The following is a 20,012-nucleotide window of genomic DNA, read 5'->3' on the forward strand; positions in this document are numbered from 1 at the left end:
ATCTTCCAGGGAAATTCAGCTTATTATGGGGATATTGAAATAAGAAAACACAGCATACAGGCAAAGCAGAATGAATAAACCTAAAATAACCAATAGTACGGTTAATAGCTTATGTTTCATCACAAAATCATATTCTCCGGGGGCGGACAAACTTGTCTTTGTAAATATTGTGACGAATATAGAAAAAACAAACAGTCCGTAAGCTAAGCAAACATAAAAAATATCCATAGGCGTGAAATTAAAAGTATTTACATAAATCGCTAGGTACATCTATACAATTTAAGCTTAGCATATATTTTAATTTGTTTAAATATGTAGGAGAAATTTTATAATAAAAAAATGCCATAGAAATTGATGTATCCCCCTCTTTACCGCCATGCAATATGGAGAGAATATATCAATTTCTATAGCACTTAAAACACGCTGAAACCTTTATTTTATATCAATTTAGCCATTTTCAAAAATTATGGATATAAGATTACTAATTCTATAACAAAAATTTTTAAAATCCGAAATTGTCATAAAGGGAGCTTTCGGAAAGCACCTCTCCAATAACGGTTTGGATTTCTTCGATATTTTCCTTGGGGAAGAAGTCTCTGGCAAGGCCTAAAGTTTCGATTTGCTCTCCCTCTCCCATACCCAGCTTCTCATAGGAAACAATGAAGTTTTTCAGATTGCTGTAAGCATCGCTTACGGAGCGATTCCGATTCTCCATAAGAATCTTTCCAAGGGCCTGAAGATATTTTCCTTCCAGAAGAACCATAGCGGCCTCTTTCCGAATTTCCTTTTCTTCCTTCCCCTTTGGAGCGATGTACCAACAGCCGTCCTTCTCCCAGCCGTATTTCATCACCAGTTTTCCGGTCATATCCCGGTAATACTGGAACTGTCCCGCATCATCCACCACCAGGAAGCCGTTTTCCGCATTCTTTAAAAGGTTTAAGAGCAGACGTCTGTCTAATACCGGAACACGGAACAGACCGATATCCTCTCCCTCATTGAAACCTCTCTCCTGCACCTTCTTCACGATTTCCTTTGCAGAGCTTTCGGAAATTCTGTAGCAGGCATCCTCTAAAGCCAGATCCTCCACAGTTTTCCGGATAAAGTCCTCACTCTTGCCCCGCTTTGCTCCAAGTGCCCACATTGCCTTTGCAAAGCCCTGAGTCTGGGCGTCAATCATTTCCTCTCGAATATTGAAAATGTGGTGGCTCAGCAGTGCTGCTTTCTTAACAGAGGAAGCCAAATCCTCTGTGCGGAGCTCAATGGCATAACGGGGACGATCTCCCTTAATACCGATACCGATGGAAGCCACATTGGGAGAATCCTTCAGGCTTTCCTGAATCCGTGGATCAGACCAGGAAATCGGCTTCTTTTCATAATTTTCCAAGACAATAAAACGCACATTGGAAAGCATACGCCATTCCTGCTTCAAGATTCTGTAAGCCGTATCCTGTCCAAGGGTATAGATTCCCACATAAACATTGATTCTGGGATTCTTCTCCAAGAAAGAACGGAATAAAGCCACATTTTCCCTTGCTTCACCGGAAGAAAGCTCTCGGTTTAGCTTATCCATATCCATAGGGATAGATGGGCGTCTCCGCATATACATGAAGAGTTCATATTTACTTTCCGGAATGCGAAGGGAGGTTCTTCCCACTTCAATAGCTGACTCAATATCCTTCTTTACGGCGGTCATCATATCCGTCAATTCTTTTCGGGCATCCGCATTTTCCGCATAGGGACATTCCATCAGAGTTTTCAGTTCTTCTCCTCCGGAATTTTTCTGTACAAGGCGAATACGTCCCTGTTCTTTTTCCAAGAGGAGCTCAATGTTCTCTGTTTCTAACACTGTGCTTATCCTGTCGCCCTTTACAGACAACAAGTCCAAAGGTTGTTTCTCAACGGGCTCTTCCCCGTCTTCCCCGAAAACTTCCTCAGGCTTTTTAAAAATCATTTGCATTAGTGACATAAGCTCTCCCTCTCCTATACCCTAATCCACCCTTATCACAAACAGTTGAATTAGGTATTCTTTCGACATTTTTCTAAAAAATATTAGTAAGGCTCTCTGGTAATTTTATGAAAAATCTACTAATATCTTATTTATTATATTACCTTCTTTCCATTTTGCAAAGCTTTTATTAAAATATTTGATTAAATATCAATTCTATTTTGTTTTTTAACTTTGTATTTTAATTATCGTCCTTTTTTTATGCACCATAAGGGACATTTCGAAGTTTATAGAATATTTCTTTTTAAGGAGAAAGCTTATGATGAATCCCTTTGATATTCAGGAATGGAAGCCGACATTTTGTAAGACGGAAAAAGAATTAAATGCTTTTTGGGAAGAAAATCAGATTGCCCGGAAAAAAATCATCAAAATCAATGCCATCGGTATAGTTCTAAATTTAGAGGGCTGGGCTTTAGGAAAACGCATACAGGAAACATTAAGTTCCGCAGGAGTTACGGACGATCTAATGCAGAAAATGGACTGGGATTGGTATGACAATATTCAATTAAACGCCGAGTTGAAACTTTGGGAACCGATTGTTTTCGTATTGGAAGATTATTCCACGGTTGAACTTATGATCTTTCCCGATGGGGTGATGGGCGTGTCCGTAAATCAGATTGATCCGGATACCATAGAAGGTGTGAACCACGGAGACTGCGATGCCAATATTCTTTTTTCGGAAATGCTTTCCCGGAAGTGCAGAAAACCGGAGTTCTATCAAAGAATCAGCTATCTGGGCTCCGGTAAAGGAGAAAGAGTGCAAAGAGAGGATTACGCCTTTGTTTTTAACCTGTCCGGAGACTCCGATTTGCGTTTTTTTATCCGTGCCGGGCATGATTCCGCGTATACTTGCGGTCTGATCTTCCGATATCAGTTTAATTGGGAGCAAAACATCTATAAGATCCCTATGGGAAGGATAAACGAATCCCTGAAGGATATTCGGCAGGTTCCTATTTTGGAAGGAGAGAACACAAGCAGTTATTTTGTAATTTGCCCCTTAACTGTGGAGAAAGAAGAAAAGAATCCCAGATATTCTTGGGAAACAAAAGATTATTATCAAAATAGAATGATGATAGAAGAGGATGATGTGCAATTTTTTCTATTTTATTTTCTCTATAAGTATTTTGACGAAAACTACAATAAAAAATATGCTGGTAGAGATCCTTATGATAGTGTGAGATTTGAACGATGGGCGGATCCGAATCTCTACAGCTATCCTGCCATGAAAGAAATGCTGCTGGAAATAGAAGAAAAGGCAAGACTCTTACAAGAGGACTTTGAAAATCCGGAACTAAAGGAATTGATTGACGGCTTTGCCATATCCTATTTTCTTCCGGATGAATTATGGAATTTACCGGACCAAGAGGATTGGAACGAGAAAAAAAGCGAGAAATTATTCGGGATAATCTCGGCATTGCTATTGATTTTTATGCCCGTTTCGTAAAGAGAGTCAGAAAGCTGATGGAAAGAAATCCGGACTCGGATTGCATCTGCTTTACCGGCCCATAAAAATACAGAAATATCATCACAGGAAGCTTTTGTCTGTCAGTATTTTTTTTCGTACTAAGGGAAAGTATATCCCCCAAACAGAAAAACTATGTTATACTTTTAACGAGTTTGACTTCTCGGAGAAATGAGCGCTTCTCCGAGGATAGAAAAGAGTCTAAGTAAGGAGAAAAGAGTATGGTTACAAACGACAAGGGTTTTATCCCTCTCAAACACCGTGTAATTGAAGGCTTGGCAAGAATCGCATGGAACGGAGAAGTTACGGAAGAAGCAAAGGAAGGCTTAATCCGGGAGTTATCCCCGGGACCGAAGGCCGCCTTCCGTTGCTGTGTATATAAGGAAAGGGAAATTCTTCGTTGGCGTATTCGTTTGGCTTGTAATGAGGATGCCAGCCCGAAGAGAAAGAGCAGCAATGTCATTCAGGTTATCGACCCTGCCTGTGAGGAGTGCCCTATTTCTTCCTATTCCGTTACGGATAACTGCCGTCTTTGTTTAGGTAAGGCCTGCCAGAACAGTTGTCACTTTGGTGCCATTACCATGACAGACCAAAGAGCCCACATTGATCCTATGAAGTGTAAGGAATGTGGAATGTGTGCAACAGCCTGCCCCTACAGTGCCATTGCCCAGCTTACCCGTCCCTGTAAAAAGCCCTGTCCGGTAAATGCTATTACTTACGATGAAAACGGTCTTTGCGTTATTGATGACAATCGTTGCATCCGCTGCGGACAGTGCGTACACTCCTGCCCCTTCGGTGCGATTTCCACAAAGACCCATCTTTTGCAGGTAATTTCCGCCATTAAGGAAGGAAAAGAAGTTTACGCCATGTGTGCCCCTGCCACAGAGGGACAGTTCGGTAAGGATATCTCCATGTCCGCAATCCGTGTGGCTTTGAAGAAACTCGGCTTTACCGATATGGTGGAGGTTGGACTGGGTGGCGATATGACTGCCGCCTACGAGGCATTGGAATGGTCAGAGGCCAGAAAAGAAGGAAAGAAAATGACCACCTCCTGCTGCCCTGCTTTCATTAACCTTTTAAAGATACACTTCCCGGATCAGTACCATGAAAATATGTCGGAGACCCTTTCTCCTATGGCGGCGGTTTCCCGTTATTTGAAAGCCATTCATCCCGACTGTGTAACCGTATTTATCGGTCCCTGTATGGCAAAGAAATCCGAGTCCCAGGAAATGGGCATTGAGGGAAATGCGGACTATGTTCTCTCCTTTGGAGAATTCAGCAGTCTGCTCCGTTCCAAGGATGTACAGTTGGAGGCAGAGGTTAGCCCTTATCAGGAAGCATCTCTTTGGGGAAAGAACTTTGCCAGCTCCGGCGGCGTAGCCAATGCGGTTATGGAATGTATGCGGGAAAGAGGAGAAGATACCACCGATATCAAGCTTCGCGCCTGCTCCGGAGGAAAGGAATGCGTTACCGCCCTTTCTCTTCTAAAAGCCGGAAAGCTTCCTGAGGACTTTATCGAGGGTATGGCCTGTGAAGGCGGATGTGTAGGCGGACCTTCCCGTCATAAGGCGGAAAATGAAATCAAGAGGTCTCGTCAAAGTCTTTTGGACGAAGCCGATACCAGAAAGGTATTGGATAACTTGAAGAACTATCCTATGGATAAGTTCAGCATGATGCGGGATAAATAAAGAAGCATCGAAAAAAGGAGCTATAATAGAAATTATGCAGTAGGGGTCTTAAAAAGAAACGGCAAGGCTCATCTGTACAGAATATGCAGTATGGTCTTGAAAAAGAAACTATACTACAAGCTTTAAACAGAATATGCAGTATAGGTCTGAAAAAGGGGTAGTCTGAGCCCGCGGGTTCTTGGCTTTTGTTTTGTAAAAGCTTAGAACCCCTGCAGGGCGAGGCTAGCGGGAGCGTGCCCCGTTTAAGACCTATACTGCATATTATTTTACAGCTTCTTTTTAAGACCATACTGCATATTTCATTTTTATCCTAACGCCTGCTTTAAATCCGAAATCAAATCCTCCGCATCCTCAATACCTACAGACAGGCGCAGGGTGGTTTCGTATATTCCGTTTTCCGCCAAAATCTCCTTCGGCACATCTGCGTGCGTTTGAGTCAAGGGATAGGTCAAAAGACTTTCCGTTCCTCCCAGGGATTCCGCAAAGTATATCAGCTGAATTCTCTTTAAAATTTCTTTAGCTTCCTCACCGGATTCCACATCAAAGGAAATCATTGCGCCAAATCCTCTGGCCTGCTTCTTCATCAATTCATGACCGGGATGATTGGGAAGTCCCGGATATAAAACTCTCTTGACCTTCGGGTGTTTTTCTAAAAATTCCGCAATTTTCAGACTGTTTTCCTGTGCCTTCTCCATACGAATGGCTAAGGTTTTGATGCCTCGTAAAATCAGCCAGCTGTCAAAGGCATCCAGTCCCGCTCCGGTGGTCTTAAACAGGAAGCGAAGTCTTTCCTGAAGAGCCTCATCCTTTACCACAATGAAACCTGCAATAGCATCATGGTGTCCGGATAGAAACTTGGTGCCGCTATGTAGCACGATATCTGCTCCCAAGTCCAAAGGATTTTGAAAATAGGGAGAAAGGAAGGTATTGTCCACAATCAACAGCAAGTTATGTGCCTTACAGAATTTCCCCAGCGCTTCTATATCATTTACATTCATGCAGGGATTCGTGGGACTTTCCAGAAAAATGGCTTTGGTATTCTCCTTAACTTCCTTTTCCCAGCCATCCTCATGGAGAGATACTCTGGAAAACTGAAGACCATTTTTCTCATTTACCTCACGAAAATAACGAATGGAGCCGCCATATAGGTCACGATCAATTAAAATATGGTCTCCCGGGTGAAAAAGCTCCATAATACAGGCCAATGCCGCAATCCCGGAGGATAGGGCAATGCAATCCGTACCATGCTCTAAAGAAGCTACCACCTTTTCCAGCTGGGCTCTGGTGGGATTTTGCAAACGTGAATAGTCGTAGGGATTCTTTCCCCCTACCTCTTGATGAATAAAGGCGGAGCTTGGGTAAATGGGGTAAGATATTGCCCCGTAATGCTCCTCCTTATTCTGTCCTTCCAAGTGTTGACATCGTGTACTGATATGATATGCCATAATTCTTTCCCTCTTTCTTCCTCTATGATAAAAAAATCCCTTTTTTCTTTTCCTGCACACTGTAGCATAAAAAAGCAAAAAGGGATAATGCAAAATATTAAGATTTGGTTATTGCTATATTCTATAGCAAGGATAGATTTTGTTGGCTTTGAATATAACAACTTTATTTTCCCGGATCCACCATAGACAGAATATTCATATCCTTATCAAAGGTTACTTCCACCTTGGTTCCGATTTCAATGCCCTGAGAAAGTCCGGAAATGTCAGACTTGTCAATCTTGTTCAGCTCATAGTCCTTACCGTCATTTCCCTTAATGCTTACACTGTTCATGGCTGCATCGGTGATAGTTCCCGTAATCACGGTTAAATCCTTCTTTTCCTTGCCGCCTTCTTCCTTCCCCTTTGTTTCAGCGGTAGTGGACTCCTTTGCCTTGGCAGCTTCCGTAGCAGCCTTACTTTCCTTCTCTTCGCCCTCCTGGCCGGTCTTTACTTCCGCTGTCGTTGCTGCAGCGCTACTCTCTGTAGTGGATGCCTTCTTTCCGCAAGCCAAAATTCCCATAGCCAAAAGCGCCACCAGTACTAATCCTCTTTTTCTCATCTTCAACCTCCTTGAGCTCTATGCATTCGACAGGAACTTATCAATTTTGATGTTCCTATATGCTATTTTCTTATGCGACAAAAACAAAGCAAAAGCTTTTCTTACTCTCACTATACAGGAAGAAGAGGAAGAAATATAAACAAATTCTTTAAGGCTTTCCTAGGATTCTTCTAAAAATGCTCTGCAGGCAGATTCGTCATTCTACTCCGCATACAGGAAAATCTTGCCGCTTTTCAGGGTTTCCGGTATGGATATCAAACGCTGGTTTCGGGAACCCCGGAAGAGAAGCCTAAGATCCTTCTCTTCCAAATGAAACTTGCCGTCTACCAGAACGGAAAGCTGAGAAAACAATTCCAAAATTTCTTCCTTCTCGCTGCCCTGTCTTTGCATAAGCTCCTCATAGCGGTAACCGCTAAAGCACCAAAGATCCTTCTCCGGAAGGCGCTCCTTCATTTTCCGAAGAAGCGGCAGTAGGGCATGTAGATTCTCCGGCACCAAAGGCTCCCCTCCAAGGAGAGTTAAGCCTTGAATTTCCTTTTTATCAAGGGCTTGCAAAATCCTTTCCTCCACTTCCTCCGTAAAAAGCTCTCCAAAGGAGGGATTCCAGGCAGCCTCATTAAAGCAACCCTTACAGGCATGGGGGCAGCCGGAGACAAAAAGACTCACCCGGATGCCGGGGCCGTTGGCAATGTCAAAGTATTTAATTTCTCCGTAGTGCATATTTCCTCACAGATGTAACACTCTGTCCTTAATCTCCTGGGTTCTGCCCTGATTCCAGAACTGGGTGCCGATATAGCCGCAGGTTCTTCTGGCTACAGACAGCTGCTCCTGATTCTCATTTCCGCAGTTGGGGCAACGCCACTGGAGCTTTCCGTACTGGTCCTCAATAATCTGAATCTCCCCGTCATAACCGCAGGCACAGCAATAGTCAGACTTGGTATTTAACTCCGCATACATGATATTTTCATAGATAAAATGCATCAGGCTTAAAACCGCCGAAATATTGTTCTGCATATTGGGAACCTCCACATAGCTGATGGCTCCTCCCGGAGAAAGCTTCTGGAAATCCGCCTCAAAGGCCAGCTTGGAGAAGGCATCAATCTTCTCGGAAACATGCACATGGTAGGAATTGGTAATGTAGTTCTTGTCCGTAACACCGGGAATGGTTCCGAAACGCTTCTTTAAGGCCTTCGCAAATTTATAGGTTGTGGACTCCATGGGGGTTCCGTAAACGGAGTAGCTGATATTTTCCGCCTCTCTCCACTTCTTGCAGGAATCATTCAACTTTTCCATAACCTTTAAGGAAAATTCTCTGCCTTCCTCCGTGGTATGAGACTTTCCAAGCATCCGTACGCACATCTCATAAAGACCTGCATAGCCCAAAGAAATGGTGCTGTAGTTGTTGTAAAGCAGCTTGTCAATCTTCTCGCCCTTCTTAAGTCTTGCCAAGGCACCGTGCTGCCATAAAATCGGCGCCACATCGGAAACCGTTCCCAAAAGTCTCTCATGACGAAGCCGTAAAGCCTTATGACAAAGCTCCAGTCTTTCCTCTAAAATCTGCCAGAAGGCATCCATATTTCCCTGGGAGGAACAAGCCACGTCCACCAGGTTGATGGTTACCACACCCTGATTAAAACGACCGTAGTACTTGTGGGCACCATTTTCTCCTAAGCCTTCCTTGTCTTCGGTCAAGAAGGAGCGGCAACCCATACAGGGATAAACATCGCCCCCCTTGTACTCCCGCATAATCTTTGCGGAAATGTAGTCCGGAACCATACGCTTTGCGGTGCACTGTGCCGCAAGCTTGGTCAAATGATAGTAAGGCGCATCTTCTGTTATATTGTCCTCATCCAAAACGTAAATCAGCTTGGGGAAGGCCGGGGTAATCCAAACACCCTTTTCGTTCTTTACCCCCTGCATTCTCTGACGAAGCACTTCCTCGATAATGAGAGCCAAATCCTCTCGAGTCTTCCCTTCAGGAACTTCATCCAAATACATAAACATGGTCACAAAGGGAGCCTGTCCGTTACAGGTCATCAAGGTAATCAGCTGATATTGGATGGTCTGGATTCCGCTCTTAATTTCTTCCTTCAGACGGCGATTTACAATTTTTGTAATGATGTCCTCATCCATGCTCTCGCCGGTTTCGTTTCTTTCCGCAATAACCGCTTCCCGAATCTTCTGTCTGGAAATATCCACAAAGGGAGCTAAGTGAGAAAGGGTAAAGGACTGTCCGCCATACTGGTTGGAAGCCACCTGAGCCACAATCTGGGTGGTTACATTGCAGGCAGTGAAGAAGCTGTGGGGCTTTTCAATCATGGTTTCGGAAATTACGGTGCCGTTTTGCAACATATCCTCCAGATTGATTAAGTCACAGTTATGCTCTTTCTGGGCATAGTAATCGGAATCATGGAAGTGAATCACTCCCTCCTCATGAGCCTTTACAATATCCTCCGGAAGCAAAAGTCTTCTGGTTAAATCCTTGGAAACCTCTCCCGCCATATAGTCTCTTTGGGTACTGTTAATGACAGGGTTTTTATTGGAGTTCTCCTGCTTTAACTCTTCATTTGCCTGATCAATCAATGCCAGAATATCCTCATCGGTGGAGTTGGCTTTTCTTGCCATCTCTCTCTTATAACGATAACGCACATACTTCTGGGCTACCTCGTAGGCTCTCATTTCCATGATGGCGGTTTCCACCATGTCCTGAATATCCTCCACATTCACCGCGTGACTGGAGGCCTGAATCTTCTTTGCCACCGTCTCCGCAGCAGCCTGAATCTGATACTCGTTCATCTGATAGACAGGAGCAACCTCTTTATTGGCCTTCTCCATGGCATGGATGATTTTATAAATGTCAAACTTGACCTCCTTGCCATTTCTCTTAATCACATTGGTCATAATCAAAAGTTCCTTGTCCATCTTAACCCCCATCCATTGCCTTTTTGAAAGAATCGAAGTTTGTTTTTACAACAGAAAACACTCCATTCTTTTTATTTAATTTTCCCTCTTTTCCAGCAAAAAAGCTCAAAAAGTCAAGACTTTTCAAGCTTTTCTTGTACTCTATCCTGTCCAAAAAACCAACACGATATAGAACATTCTTATCACGAAAACACAATATCTTGTGAAAGCCTCTCAATCATACGACAAAGGAAGGGGATATTCAATAGGCATTTTCACAAATTTTCTGAAGGTGAAAGCAGATGGAAAAAGAGGGATGTAAGGCTTGCTTTTTAAGAGGTGGAGGGGACAGGCCGGGCACGCTCCCGCTAACTTCGCCCTGTAGCGAGCACTAAGCGAAAAACGGCATTGCATTTGTTTTTCGCAAGTGCCGACGGGCTCAGATTCCCCCGCCTGTCCCCTCCCCCTCCAAAAAGCAAGGCGAATGCAAGGAAAACCCTCCATTTTCCATGCCATTTTTTCATGAAATAAAAATTCGTCAAAATGCCTATTGCATTTTAGAAAAGAACGGAAAAGGATTCCTTCGAACTTTAGATGGTTCTACACCGGAAGTCAGATAACAAAAAAGCCATTGTGCTCTAAGCATCTTTAGAAACACAACAGCTTTTCATTTTTATTGTATTTTAATTTCTTTTACTAGAGTTACAACGATTTTATGGCAATGTCCCATTCACTTCGCCTTATCCTCCCGAAGAGCAAGGCCCGTAGCTTCCCGCAGGATAGGGGAAAACAGGGGCAATCTGAGCCCGTGGGTACTTAGCTTTTGTCTTGTAAAAGCTTAGTACCCCTACGTGGCGAGGTTAGCGGGAGCGTGCCCCGGTTTTCTCCTATCCTGTGGGAAGCGTTCCATGGCCTTTCACTTCGCCTTCTTTACCTCATAAAATTCACCGGATTATACTGCTTCTCATTGGCAATAGTAGTTGCTTCTTCATGTCCCGGATAAACCAGGGTTTCATCGGGCAGGCAAAATAGCTTTTCTTTAATGCTTTTCTTAATCTCCGCCTCGGAACCGCCATAAAGGTCGGTTCGTCCGTAGGATTCATAGAAAAGGGTATCTCCGCTAAAAAGATAAGGAATTTCCCCCGGTACAAAGTAACATACCGAACCCTTGGTGTGTCCCGGGGTGGAAATGACCTGCCATTCCTTTCCCAAAAGCTCCAGCTTATCTCCGTCCTGTACCGGAATATACTCTGTAATTGTCACGCCCTCATCCATGCCGGAAAGGTTCCACTGGGGATTTTCCAGCATTTCCTTTTCATCCTTTGAGGCATATAAGGGCACCTCGTACTTTTCCTTCAACTCTTCTGCCACAAGGATATGGTCAAAATGACCGTGGGTTAAAAGAATAGCCTTTAAATTCACTCTTTCTTCCGCAATGGCGGAGCAAATCCGCTCCGCCTCATCTCCCGGGTCAATTAAAACCCCTTCTCTTGTCGCCTTATTCCAAACCAGATAACAGTTTGTTGCCACAATGCCTACAGTCAGGCTTCGTATATTAAACATCTTACCCCTTTGCCCTTTCTATCTCTATAATTCCCTGAATCTTCTTCAGCTTTCCGATAATATCATTCAGCTCTTCTCTACTCTTAATTTCAAAGCTGATATTAATGGTGGCCTTACCATTCTTCGCGGTTCGGGAATTCATACTGCTGATGTCAATCTTATTGTCTGTAAGAACCTTGGAAATGTCCACAATCTGTCCCATACGGTTATTGGCATAAATGGTAAGCTCCGTAGCATAGCTTTCCTGCTCCGGTCCTCTCTGCCATTCCGCATCAATCATTCTTTTCCGTTCCGCTTCCGGAAGGTTCATCATATTGATACAGTCGGTACAGTGAATGGTAATGCCTCGACCTCTGGTCACGAAGCCCACAATTTCATCTCCCGGCACGGGATTACAGCACTTTGCGTAACGCACTGCCAAATCATGGATTCCCTTCACCACAATACCGGATTTGGCTCTTCGGATAACCTCCGGCTTATTGGTCATTTCCCCGATGTTTTGCAAAATGGTCTTGTCGTCCACCGTCTTGCTTTCCGCCTTTTGTTTGGAATCCAAAAGTTTGGAAATAACCTGAGACTCCTTAATACCGCCTCGACCTACACCGGCCAAAACGCTTTCCCAATCCCTGTAGCTATACCGGCGAAGCACCGCCTCCACATACTCCGGTTTGGTAAGGTCCGGAAGATTCAGCCCCTTACTTTTCACATAGCGTTCCAGAAGATCCTTACCACGGTCAATATTTTCATCCTTCTGCTCGTGACGGAACCACTGATTAATCTTGTTTTTCGCCTGGGTGGACTTCACGATTTTCAGCCAGTCTCTGGAAGGTCCTCTGGAGTTTTGGCTGGTAATAATATCCACTCTGTCTCCGTTATGGAGCACATATTCAATGGGCACCAGCTTATCGTTGACCTTGGCTCCCACCATCTTATTTCCTACAGCGGAATGGATGGAATAGGCAAAGTCAATAGGGGTGGAGCCCGCAGGAAGATTCTTCACATCTCCCGTGGGGGTAAAGCAGTACACACTTTCATTGAAGAGGGAAAGGTCGGACTTTACCATCTTCATAAATTCCTTGGAGTCGGACTCATCCTTCTGCCACTCCAGAATTTCGCTGAGCCACTTCATTTTCGTCATCTCGGTTTCGGTGGCCTTATTCTCAGAGCCGCCTTCTTCCTTGTACTTCCAGTGGGCGGCAATACCGAACTCCGCGGTTCTATGCATTTCAAAGGTACGAATCTGAATCTCAAAGGGCACTCCGTCCCGTCCGATTACCGTGGTATGAAGAGACTGGTACATATTGGGCTTAGGCATAGCGATATAATCCTTAAAGCGCCCGGGAATCGGGGTATAGAGCTTGTGAATAAAGCCCAGCACCGCATAACAGTCCTTTACCGTATCCACGATAATGCGGATGGCAAACAAATCATAGATCTGGTCTATGGTCTTGTTCTGGTTTACCATCTTCTTGTAAATAGAGAAGAAGTGCTTGATTCGCCCTTTAATATTGGCTCTGATGCCGGACTCTTCGATATGCTCCCGCACCTCCTGCACAATCTTGTCGATTCGCTCTTCCCGAACCTCTCTTTTAAAATGTACCTTCTCCGCCAGATCGTAATACACCTCCGGCTCCAAGTATTTCAAGGACAGGTCGTCCATCTCAATCTTAATCTTGCTGATACCCAGACGATCCGCCAAAGGAGAATAAATCTCCAGGGACTCTCTGGCCTTTTCCTTTCGTTTCTCCGGACTCTGGTATTCCAAAGTACGCAAATTATGCAAGCGATCCGCCAGCTTGATGATGATAACCCGGATATCCTTGGCCATGGATACAAACATCTTTCTGAGATTCTCCGCCTGCAATTCAACTTTATCGGTATTTAGATTTAACTGGGTCAGCTTGGTAACCCCGTCCACAAGTACGGCAACGTCCGGATTGAACATTTCCTCTACCTGCTTAAGGCTCATCCCCGTGTCTTCCACCACATCATGTAAGAGTCCCGCCGCAATGGTTTCTTTATCCATTTCCAGGTCGGACAAAATGATGGCTACACAGAGGGGATGAATAATATAGGGTTCTCCCGACTTTCTCTTCTGGTCCTTGTGCTGTTCCTTCGCCACCTCATAGGCCTTTTCAATCATGGAAAGGTCGTCTGAAGGATGGTAGGAACGAACATTTGCCAAAAGTATCTTTAAAAGCTCCTCAGGAGGGGTATTATCCCTTGGTCTCTCTAAGGGCTTGTCTTCCTTTTTATCTGTCATACTTACTCCAATCTGTCACTATTCTTGTATTCTACCCTGTCTCCTCTTCCTTGTCAAAATCGAGTTTTTCAAAAAATTTAAGCCTTTATTTGCAGGAAGTTTTAATAAGCCTGTCACAATTCGTACATATCTTTTTTTTATAGTAGAAACAAGAAATATAGTACTATCGGTATAAGATGAAAATGTATAAGTATTCTTCTTTTTTTACAAAATTATAGAGAAAAATTCATACACTTTTTCTTTCTTGCCGATATACTACCTTGGGCAAAAGGATATTTTCTTTTTGTCCCTTTCTATGAGCAGAAAATGACAGGAGGTCCCTCAGCATGAATATACTTTTCTTTCTTACTCCAAAATGTGACGTGGCATACGTAAAGGAAGAAGACAGTTTAAGAAATACCTTGGAGAAAATGGAGTTTCACCGGTATTCAGCCATTCCCGTATTAAGTAAAGACGGAAAATTTGCCGGCACCCTGACGGAAGGGGATCTTCTTTGGGAAATTAAAAACCAACTGAATCTGGATTTGAAAGAGGCGGAAAAGGTACTGGTAAAGGACATCCCTATGCGGAAGCATTTTGAGGCGGTGGGAATCAACAGTTCCATGGAGGGACTGGTAGCTCGTTCTCTTACCCAGAACTTTGTACCGGTGGTGGATGATCTGGGACACTTTATCGGCATTGTAAAACGTCGAGATTTGATGGACTATCTGTACCGTCATGCGGATTTTGTGGCTTTGGATAAGGAAGAATCCATGTTGATGGCGGAGGATGCCTCCCTAACAGGCTAAAGCATAAGAAGCAGAGCGGAAAAAAAGGGAAACTCGTTAAAAACGAGATATAGCATACTACCCGAGGGGCACCCGGTAAAACAAGATATTGCATACTACCTGAGGAACACTCGGTAAAAACGAGATACCGCATGCTATGCGAGCGATACTCGTTAAGAAAAAAGGAAGAGGAAATCCTAGAACTTTCGGATTTCCTCTTCCTCTTTTTCTCCTGTTTTTTCAATACTGCGAATCAAAACGGTATAGCTGCTTCCCCCTTCCAGGAAAACCTCCACTTCTTCCCCTACGCGCTTTCCCATCAGCGCCTTTCCTAAAGGAGACTGGTTGGAAATTCTTCCTTCCAGGGACTGTCCTCGAATGGAGGTGACCAGGCGATAACACTCTTCCTCTTCATCCTCCGGAAAATACACCACCACCGTGTCATTAATCCCCACAACGCCCTCTTCCGACTGTGTGGAAATCACTTTGGCAAACTTTAATACCCGCTCCAAATAACGAATCCGGGATTCATTTTGATTCTTCTCTTTCTTTGCGGCATAATATTCAAAGTTTTCCGACAGGTCTCCCTGAGCTCTGGCCTCCTTCACCGCCTCAATCAGCTTCGGGCGAATCTCCAGCTTTCTTTTCTGAATCTCCGCCTCGATTTTCCGTACATCCTCCCGGGTTAATTCCTCACTCATCCTATTCTCCTAAAGCTTTATTTTCCTTCGTAGCAAATGAGGGATTCCAAGGAATACTTTTCAAGCTTCTTTCTGCCTTCCAGTCCGGCAAGCTCCATCACCACGGAAATCTTGGCTACCTCTCCCCCAAGACGCTCCACCAGCTTGCAAGCCGCCTCCAAAGTGCCTCCTGTCGCGATTAAGTCATCCACAATCACGACCTTGGTTCCCTTCTGAATGGCATCCTTGTGAATCTCCACCTCAGCCTTGCCATACTCCAAATCATAGGCAATGGATTCCGTCTCTCTGGGCAGCTTTCCCTTCTTACGTACCGGCACAAAGCCCTTATGCAACTCATAGGCGATGGCGGTTCCGAAGATAAAGCCCCGACTCTCCAGACCGATGACAAGATCAAAATCCACATCCTTTAAAGACCGGATTAATCCATCCACGGAATCCTTCAATCCGTCCGGATCCTGAATCAAAGAAGTAATATCACGGAAAATTACTCCCTCCTCCGGAAAATCCGGAATGGACAATACATAATCTGCTAAATGCTCTCTTTTCATAGTTCTCCCCTCAACTTCTTTATAGCATAGGCATGAATGGCCGCAACCGTTTTGCTATCCGTCATCTTTCCGTCCGAAATCAATTTCAGTAAGTCCTCCAGCGCCCAAGCCTCCAAGAAGATCTCCTCATCTTCATCAAAGCACTGCTGTCCCTTCTTCAAATCCTTGGCAAGATAAATGGCAATCTTTTCATCCAAAAAGGCCACCGTGGTATTGACCCAAAGAAGAAGCTCTAAAGCCTCACTCTTATAGCCAGTTTCTTCCTCCAGCTCCCTCTTTGCACAAAGAAGAAAGTCTTCCTCCTCACTATCCCGCTTTCCCGCCGGAATTTCCAGAGTAAAACGAGACAGCGCATGACGGTATTGCCGAACCATGAGAAGCCTTCCGTCCTCTAAAACCGGAAGTACCGCTGCAGCTCCTATATGATGAATAAAGTCCCAGTGAGTCACATGACCGGACACATCCACCGTATCTTCATAGACCTCCAGCACCGAGCCCTTGTAGCGAAGCTTTCGTTCCAGTAAACGAACCGGAAGCTCTTCTTTTTTCTCTTCCTGCTTTTTCTTTTCTTCCATCTTTCAAACACTCCTATTCCGAAAGATTTTGATTTGAAATTCTCTATAAGATTTTCCCCTCAAACTTCTTTATTCTAACATACTTATAGGGATATCTCCATGATTTAACAAAAGATTTCCCCCTTCGGATGTCGAAAGAACTCCCCCTTTGGATGTCGAAAGAACTCCCTTTAGAAACGAAAAAAAAGGCGAACAGAAGGAAACACAACGCTTCCTCTCTTCACCCTTTTGGAAAATCAATTAAGAAATTTCACTTTGGAAAAAAATTTGAAATTCCATTCGGAAAGTCCATTTAAAAAATCTCCCCGAAAAATCCTATAAAGAATAATTTCAGTAATCTTACTTGGAAAACTCCACCTTAGAAACTCCGTATCCTGCCTTGTTGATATGCTCTCTAAGCTCTTCCTCGCTGTGCTCTTCCTTCATCCGCACTTCCGCTGTATGACTGCTTAAATCCACCGTAGCCCAGACACCGGAAATGGCATTTAAGGCATTTTCCACCTTCTTCTTACAGTTTCCGCAATGCATATCGTCTACGGAAATTATGGCTTTAAAAGGATAATGTCCTTCCACCTTGTCGGAAACCTTTACGGAATCCACACTGCATTCTCCTCCGCCGCAACAACCATTTTTTCCTCTTTTAATGACACTTCTTACCGCAAAAACGATAATTACGCCTACCAGTGCCAAGATGACAAAATTTCCCATGCTGTTCTTCCTCTCTGAAAACAAGTTTGCTTAAATTCATTAGCTATGTCTAACTTCTTTAGTTTAGTCTCTTGTTTTCTTCTGTCAAGGAATTTTGAAAAATTTTATTTTTCCTATCGTGATGCAACGGGTCTTATTTTTCCTTTTCTTCTTCCTCTTCCGTCTCTTCCTTGTGTACGATAGTCTTTCCGATACGGTGGTTCTTGATTTCCGCCACATCGATACTCAGACCGTCCGTATCCAAGTGCAAGGAGGATCCGTCCTCCGGTACTCTACCGATAATTCCCATGATATAGCCGCCGAAGGTATCCGCAGCCTCTAAATCCAGATGAATCTTCAGGGCTTCATTCACATCCTCCAAATCCGCGGAGCCGAGAATACTCCACTCATTTTCAGAAATCTGCTCAATAGGCTCTGGCTCCGGAAGCTCATCCTCCTCATGAAGGTCCCCCACCAAGGCCTCAATCAGGTCGTGGAGGGTAACAATTCCCGTCATTCCGCCGTACTCATCCAGCACTATCCCATAGTACTTTCTTTCCTTTTGCATGATTTTGAAAAGGTCGGAAACCTTCATATTCTGAGAAATGAAGAAGGGGCGATCCACCGCATTCCGCATAACATTCGGTCTGCTTAAATCGTTTAGGCGGAAATAATCCTTGGTATTCAAGACACCGATAATATCGTCATTGTCCTCACCGCAGATCGGGTAGCTGGCAAAACGGTTTTCGTGAATGGTATGTCTCCACTGCCGATCCGTATCCTCAATATAGAGCATGGCCACATCGGTTCTGTGGGTGCAAACGTCTTCCACCGTAAGATCCTTAAATTCGAACACATTTTGAATCCATTCATTTTCACTGGACTCAAAGATGCCGCTTTCCATTCCCTCATCAATCATCATCAAAATGTCTTCCTCGGAAACGGAATTGATATCTCTTTCCGGATCGATTTTCAAAAGCTTCAGCACTGCATTGGTGGATGCGGAAAGAAAGAAAACGATGGGCATGGAAATGATGGACACAATCCGTAACACCGGAGCAATGAAAAGCGCTATAGGCTCTTTATATACTTGCGCCAGACGCTTCGGCACTAACTCTCCGAAAACAATACTGATATAAGATAGAAGAAGGGTAATCAGTACAATGGAAAGGGGGTGCATCATGCTCTCCGTATTGGGGATGGGCAGCTTTACCAAAAGCTTGTCCAAATATCCCGCAAAGCTCTCCGCCGCAAAGGCACTGGAGAGAAATCCCGCCAGAGTAATCGCCACCTGAATGGTGGACAAAAATCGGGATGGCTCTTCTACAAGCTTCAAAAGATGCTTTGCATTTATGCTTCCGTCCTCTGCAAGCTTTCTTATTTTTCCCTCTCCCACCTGCAAAACTGCAATCTCCGCGCAGGAAAAGAATCCGTTAATAAAAATCAGTACAAACAAGAGTATGACTCGACCAAGCATAGCTGTGTTTAAAAATCCTCCTTAACTCCAAAATCCTTGGAATAGTTTTCGTTCCCGGGAATACTCGAAAAATGAACTGCAGAAAAAGGTATAGCGTGTCCTACACACTATACCTTCTCGCTATATGATTCTTAGGACTTCCGTTATCCGCGTCCCCGTCTTCGTCCATGTTCTTCCCCTTCTTGTCTCTTTCCTCAACTGAAAAGAATACAGGCATTATACGGAATCTCCCCTACTTTGTCAAATCCGAGAGAAAACCAGCTTGAGATGGTTATTCCATCGTGAATATCATAGTTACTTCTACAATGAATTCCATGGCGTTTGATAAGTACTATAGTTCCACCGGAATACCCTTTCGGCAAAGAGCAATGCGCCAAGGCTTTTTCTTTGCCCGGATATAACGAAACTTCAGAAAACCGGCATTTTCCAGATATGCCTTTAATTCCGCCTCATCATAAAGTCTTACACCATGAATCTTCTTAATCATGGAACAACACTTACTTTCCTTATCATGGGTAACCGCCAAAAGAAGTACCCCTCCCGGCTTTAAAACTCGATACGCCTCTGCCAAAGCTTTGTCCATACTCTTCCAAAAGTAAATGCTTTCAAAGCTGGAAATCGCATCAAAACTGTCGTTTCGAAAGGGAAGCTTATTCACTCCGCTTAAAATCACCTCGCATCTGTCCTGTGAAATGGCCTTCTCATTCCAGCCTGTGGCGATGGAAACGGATACCGGCGAATGATCGATGCCGCTGACATGGGCATCCGGATAGCATTCCAACCAACGCTCCAGATTTCCGCCTCCCCCGCAGCCCAAATCCAAAATATCCGCCTGAATCGGCAATTCCACAAAGGACATGCCCCAGCGACCCAACTTGGCATGCTCTCCATAATTCATTAATAGGCTAATGACTCTCCCAAAAAATCCTCTGGGTTTCGAGAAATTCTGCAAAAGCCCCATTGTCTTCCTCCTGAAATCTTGGGGAATCCTGCTCCTAGCATCCCCTTTTCTCTTTCTAGTCCGTCTTCGCAAGTCTTAATTTATTCGTAAAATTAATTTTATGGGACAAAGCTAGGCTTGTCAACAGGGAGATGGGGAAGGACGGGGGAAGCTTATGCGATATTTTTATACCTTGTATAAAAATACTCGTAAATCTTTTGACGATACTCAGAGATACTAAGTTCATCATAGGCAATGAATCTAAGAGCTGCCGAGTTGATGCAAAAACGCCGATCTTCACCCGAAGTTCATCCACAGATTCTTCTGCGCTGTTTTACTGAAGATCAAAGTAACTGCGCGGGATATGGCAGTAGCCGCCGGGATTCTTGTCC

16 protein-coding genes are annotated in these 20,012 nt (G+C 44.1%); 3 read left to right on the top strand and 13 right to left on the bottom strand.

Annotated elements, in window-relative coordinates; genetic code table 11:
- Nucleotides 1–502: 502 nt before the first annotated feature.
- The gene (locus RYO92_RS03630; RefSeq protein WP_315369519.1) at nucleotides 503–1,966 is read right to left on the bottom strand and encodes a hypothetical protein; all 1,464 of its coding nucleotides are present in this window, start codon (nucleotides 1,964–1,966) and stop codon (nucleotides 503–505) included.
- A 298-nt stretch (nucleotides 1,967–2,264) separates the two neighbouring features.
- Between RYO92_RS03630 and RYO92_RS03635 the strand changes: the two genes are divergently transcribed.
- Nucleotides 2,265–3,449 (top strand): hypothetical protein, encoded by a 1,185-nt coding sequence (locus tag RYO92_RS03635; protein ID WP_315369520.1) that lies wholly within the window; start codon nucleotides 2,265–2,267, stop codon nucleotides 3,447–3,449.
- 239 nt (nucleotides 3,450–3,688) lie between these two features.
- Nucleotides 3,689–5,155: a 4Fe-4S dicluster domain-containing protein gene (locus RYO92_RS03640; protein WP_314670932.1), complete on the top strand. Its 1,467-nt coding sequence runs from the start codon at nucleotides 3,689–3,691 to the stop codon at nucleotides 5,153–5,155.
- Nucleotides 5,156–5,460: 305 nt separating this feature from the next.
- Here RYO92_RS03640 and RYO92_RS03645 read toward each other — a convergent pair whose 3' ends face one another.
- The 6 genes from RYO92_RS03645 to RYO92_RS03670 form a co-directional block, all read right to left on the bottom strand.
- A complete protein-coding gene (locus RYO92_RS03645; RefSeq protein WP_315365070.1) occupies nucleotides 5,461–6,600 on the bottom strand; it encodes a trans-sulfuration enzyme family protein in 1,140 nt (379 codons plus the stop codon).
- Between the two features lie 163 nt (nucleotides 6,601–6,763).
- Nucleotides 6,764–7,198 carry a hypothetical protein gene (locus RYO92_RS03650; protein ID WP_315365071.1) on the bottom strand — a complete coding sequence of 145 codons (435 nt, stop codon included), beginning with the start codon at nucleotides 7,196–7,198 and terminating at the stop codon, nucleotides 6,764–6,766.
- Between the two features lie 201 nt (nucleotides 7,199–7,399).
- Nucleotides 7,400–7,918, bottom strand: coding sequence for an anaerobic ribonucleoside-triphosphate reductase activating protein (gene nrdG / locus RYO92_RS03655; protein WP_315369521.1), 519 nt, complete (start codon nucleotides 7,916–7,918; stop codon nucleotides 7,400–7,402).
- A 6-nt stretch (nucleotides 7,919–7,924) separates the two neighbouring features.
- Nucleotides 7,925–10,120, bottom strand: a complete 2,196-nt coding sequence (nrdD, locus tag RYO92_RS03660; protein ID WP_315369522.1) for an anaerobic ribonucleoside-triphosphate reductase — start codon at nucleotides 10,118–10,120, stop codon at nucleotides 7,925–7,927.
- Between the two features lie 909 nt (nucleotides 10,121–11,029).
- The gene (locus RYO92_RS03665; protein ID WP_315365074.1) at nucleotides 11,030–11,662 is read right to left on the bottom strand and encodes an MBL fold metallo-hydrolase; all 633 of its coding nucleotides are present in this window, start codon (nucleotides 11,660–11,662) and stop codon (nucleotides 11,030–11,032) included.
- Between the two features lies 1 nt (nucleotide 11,663).
- Entirely contained in the window at nucleotides 11,664–13,925 is a 2,262-nt protein-coding gene (locus RYO92_RS03670; protein ID WP_315369523.1) for a RelA/SpoT family protein, read from the bottom strand.
- Nucleotides 13,926–14,251: 326 nt separating this feature from the next.
- On the opposite strand from RYO92_RS03670, the gene RYO92_RS03675 reads away from it, so the two are divergent.
- Complete coding sequence (locus RYO92_RS03675; RefSeq protein ID WP_304071232.1) at nucleotides 14,252–14,713, top strand: CBS domain-containing protein; 462 nt, start codon at nucleotides 14,252–14,254, stop codon at nucleotides 14,711–14,713.
- A 176-nt stretch (nucleotides 14,714–14,889) separates the two neighbouring features.
- Here RYO92_RS03675 and greA read toward each other — a convergent pair whose 3' ends face one another.
- The 6 genes from greA to RYO92_RS03705 form a co-directional block, all read right to left on the bottom strand.
- Nucleotides 14,890–15,393: a transcription elongation factor GreA gene (gene greA, locus RYO92_RS03680; RefSeq protein ID WP_304071235.1), complete on the bottom strand. Its 504-nt coding sequence runs from the start codon at nucleotides 15,391–15,393 to the stop codon at nucleotides 14,890–14,892.
- Nucleotides 15,394–15,410: 17 nt separating this feature from the next.
- Entirely contained in the window at nucleotides 15,411–15,941 is a 531-nt protein-coding gene (locus RYO92_RS03685; RefSeq protein ID WP_304071238.1) for an adenine phosphoribosyltransferase, read from the bottom strand.
- Complete coding sequence (locus RYO92_RS03690) at nucleotides 15,938–16,516, bottom strand: NUDIX hydrolase (protein WP_315369524.1); 579 nt, start codon at nucleotides 16,514–16,516, stop codon at nucleotides 15,938–15,940. The genes RYO92_RS03685 and RYO92_RS03690 overlap by 4 nt, the downstream gene beginning before the upstream one ends.
- 339 nt (nucleotides 16,517–16,855) lie before the next feature.
- Entirely contained in the window at nucleotides 16,856–17,224 is a 369-nt protein-coding gene (locus tag RYO92_RS03695) for a FeoB-associated Cys-rich membrane protein (protein WP_314833712.1), read from the bottom strand.
- 133 nt (nucleotides 17,225–17,357) lie between these two features.
- Nucleotides 17,358–18,680: a hemolysin family protein gene (locus tag RYO92_RS03700; protein WP_315369525.1), complete on the bottom strand. Its 1,323-nt coding sequence runs from the start codon at nucleotides 18,678–18,680 to the stop codon at nucleotides 17,358–17,360.
- Between the two features lie 331 nt (nucleotides 18,681–19,011).
- Nucleotides 19,012–19,641: a class I SAM-dependent methyltransferase gene (locus RYO92_RS03705; protein WP_314670290.1), complete on the bottom strand. Its 630-nt coding sequence runs from the start codon at nucleotides 19,639–19,641 to the stop codon at nucleotides 19,012–19,014.
- Between the last annotated feature and the right edge of the window lie 371 nt (nucleotides 19,642–20,012).

The sequence above is a fragment of the Oribacterium sinus genome, from assembly GCF_963553175.1.
Lineage (GTDB): Bacteria > Bacillota > Clostridia > Lachnospirales > Lachnospiraceae > Oribacterium > Oribacterium sinus_B.